The organism is Frankia sp. CcCS3 (assembly GCF_977927575.1).
The window spans coordinates 1-3,239 of record NZ_CDWRCL010000325.1 but is presented as its reverse complement, the minus strand read 5'-3'; the positions used below and the strand labels follow the sequence as shown (position 1 = coordinate 3,239).

3 protein-coding genes are annotated in these 3,239 nt (G+C 71.3%); 1 reads left to right on the top strand and 2 read right to left on the bottom strand.

The window, feature by feature from the left end:
* A partial coding sequence (locus AC08OQ_RS18660) for a zinc-binding dehydrogenase (RefSeq protein WP_476612269.1) occupies positions 1-971 on the bottom strand: 971 nt, incomplete at its 3' end.
* Positions 972-1,161: 190 nt separating this feature from the next.
* Here AC08OQ_RS18660 and AC08OQ_RS18655 point away from each other — a divergent pair.
* Positions 1,162-1,407, top strand: a complete 246-nt coding sequence (locus AC08OQ_RS18655) for a hypothetical protein (protein ID WP_462186625.1) — start codon at positions 1,162-1,164, stop codon at positions 1,405-1,407.
* A 196-nt stretch (positions 1,408-1,603) separates the two neighbouring features.
* On the opposite strand, the gene AC08OQ_RS18650 is transcribed toward AC08OQ_RS18655, so the two are convergent.
* The gene (locus AC08OQ_RS18650; RefSeq protein WP_476602296.1) at positions 1,604-2,830 is read right to left on the bottom strand and encodes an NAD(P)-dependent malic enzyme; all 1,227 of its coding nucleotides are present in this window, start codon (positions 2,828-2,830) and stop codon (positions 1,604-1,606) included.
* Positions 2,831-3,239 lie beyond the last annotated feature (409 nt).

The following is a 3,239-nucleotide window of genomic DNA, read 5'->3' as shown; positions in this document are numbered from 1 at the left end:
GGGCGGAGTAGCAGCTTGCCGAAGAACTCACCGCCGAGCAGCTGCTCGAAGGCGGCCCGGGCATCGGCCAGCGGGCGCACCTCGTGGATCAGCGGCCGCACCCCGGTCCGTTCCGCGAACGCGACGAGGTCGACCAGCTCGTCCCGGCTCCCCATGGTGGAACCGATCACCGACAGCTGGAGGAAGAAGATCCGGGTGAGGTCCGCCGGCGGGTTCGGACCACTGGTGGCGCCCGAGACCACGATGCGCCCGCCGGGGCGCAATGCCTTCACCGAGTGACCCCAGGTGGCGGCGCCGACGGTCTCGATGACCGCGTCGACCCGGCGCGGCAGCCGGGCACCGGGGTCGAGAACCTCGTCGGCGCCGAGGGCGGCCGCCCGCTTCCGCTTGGTCTCGTCCCGCGAGGTCACGAAGACGGTGTGCCCGGCGGCCTTGGCGATCAACAGCGCCGCGGTGGCCACCCCCCCACCGGCTCCCTGGATGAGCACGGTGCCGCCGCCCCCGGCGGGCAGCCCCGCCCGGGAGACGACCATCCGGTAGGCAGTGAGCCAGGCGGTCGGCAGGCAGGCGGCCTCCTCCCACGACAACCCGGCGGGCTTCGGGATCAGGTTGCGCCGCGGCACGGCGACCCGCTCGGCAAGGGTTCCCGGGTACAGCTCGGACAACAGGGTCCGCTTCGGGTCCAGCGTCTCGTCCCCCCCGCCCGCTGTCGGATCACCGATCACGCTGTGGACGATGACCTCCTGCCCGTCGGGGGTCACCCCGGCGGCGTCACAGCCGAGGATCATCGGGAGCCGATCCGCCGGCAGGCCCACTCCACGCAGGCTGAACAGGTCGTGATGGTTGAGCGAGGCGGCCCGCACCGTGACGGTGACCCACCCGTCGAGCGGCGCGGGTTCGGGCTGCTCCCCGATGGCCAGGCCGTCGAGCGGAGAATCGGGGTGGAGGGACACGGCGGCGGCGGCTAGCACCCTTCGAACCTACGGCTACCGGCGTGCAGACGCGAGCGAGGCCGACCGGCGCGGATCTGCTCAGGACAACCGACAGGCGACGCCACGGACGAAGGGGACCATCCGGGCCGGCAACCGCGCCTGCCACGCCGGTGTGCTGAACTCGACACCGTGGGAACAACAAGGGTGGACGTCCAATGGTAAACGGGCCGTGGTGACCCACGAGGACATGCCCGACTCGCCGCGCAGAAACGGGTCGAGCCGGCGGCTGGGCTGGCGCCGCCGACACCCCGCGCCCATCCCGGAGGCACCCGCGACGGTCATCGTGGACGGCATACCGGTCATCACGGTGGCTCCCGCCGACTTCGTGTGCTGCTCTTACAAGGGATGTGGGACCCTGCGCCCGCTCGCGGAGGCGGCGGAGAACCGGCCCTGCCCGGGATGCGGCCGGGTCTGAGAGCACGCGGTCTCGCAAACGGCCCGGGAACGCGGCTCAGGGACCCGCAGCGGGACGCGGGGCCTCGACCGTCTAAGGGGGGAGACCCCGCGTGGCACGGGCCCCGTGGAGACGTCCAGGGACCCCGGAGAAGGTGCACCGGGATCCCTGGACGTCCTTGGCCGGCACGCCGACGATCAGCCGGCGCCGGCCCTCGTCAGCGGCGGGCCACCCCGTCCGCCCGCGCGGCCGCGGCCGTCGCCGCGGCAACGGCCGGGGCGACCCGGTCGTCGAACACGCTCGGGATGATGAGATCCTCGGCCAGCTCGTCCGCGATCACCCCGGCGAGCGCCCTCGCGGCGGCGATCTTCATGCCCTCCGTCACGCGGCTGGCCCGGACGTCGAGCGATCCCCGGAAGATTCCGGGGAAGGCGAGGACGTTGTTGATCTGGTTCGGGTAGTCGCTGCGACCGGTCGCCACGATCCGCGCGTACTTGTGGGCGACCGCCGGATCGATCTCGGGATCGGGGTTGGCCATCGCGAAAATGATCGCCTCTGGCGCCAGGGTGGCGACCGCTTCCTCCGGGACCTGCCCGGCGGACAGCCCGAGGAAGACGTCGGCGCCGGCGAGCGCGTCGGTGATGGACCCGGTCAGGCCGGCACGGTTGGTCTCGGCGGCGAGCGCGGCCTTGCTCGGGGTGAGGTTGTCCCGACCGGCGTAGAGGATGCCGCGGCTGTCACCGACCGCGATGTCCCCGATGCCGGCGGCCAGCAGGATGCGGGCCACGGCGGCGCCGGCGGCGCCCGCGCCGGACACCACGGCACGCAGATCACCGAGGGTGCGTCCGGTGAGCTTCGCCGCATTCTCCAGCGCGGCCAGCGCGACGATGGCTGTTCCGTGCTGGTCGTCGTGGAAGACCGGAATGTCGACGCGGTCCTGCAGGAGGCGCTCGATGGCGAAGCAGCGCGGTGCCGAGATGTCCTCGAGGTTGATCCCGCCGAAGCTCGGGGCGAGGCGCGCGACGGTGTCGACGATCTCCTCGACGTCCGTGCAGGCGAGGGCCAGTGGCACCGCGTCCACGTCAGCGAAGTGCTTGAACAGCGCGGCCTTGCCCTCCATCACCGGTAGGGAGGCCGCGGGGCCGATGTCACCGAGGCCGAGCACAGCCGTCCCATCGGTGACCACGGCGACGGTATTCGACCGCCAGGTGTAGTCGTCGGCGAGGGCCGGAGTCTCGGCGATGGCGGTACACACCCGCGCGACTCCGGGCGTGTAGGCCAGGGACAGGTCTTCCCGATTGTTCAGTGGAGCGGTGACGTCGATGCCGATCTTCCCTCCGCGGTGCAGGGCGAACGCGGGATCGTCGTCGGACGGCCGCGGGCTGAGCCCGGCGAGGCCCGACGTGGTGGAACCGAAAGTCGGCTGGTCAGTGGTTGCGGTCACGGAGGTTGCTCCTCGAACGAGCCGCCGGCGGACCCCGCGGCGATCGCGGTCTCACCTGGGCGGCGACTACAACATGCTCATACTCCCGTGCGGTGCGTGTTTCGCGGAAGAACAAGCCTGAGCGGTACCGCCTCATCATGTAAGGCGGGCGATCGACCGGGTGTTGCCCGGGGTTGCTTCCAATATGACATGCGCGGCCGTCTCCGCCCCCGACGGCGCTTCGCCGTCGGCGAACCGACAACGAACGTATCGGCAACGGAAACGAAACATACCGCCATGGAGAGGATGTCGGCACCCGAGGGAAGCATCACGTGATCAGAATCGGGGGTCTCCCCCCGGATACCAGCAAACCACCGACACGCCCGCCCGGGCCCAAGAGGTAATCCGTGCACAGCGGCACTTTCTGGGG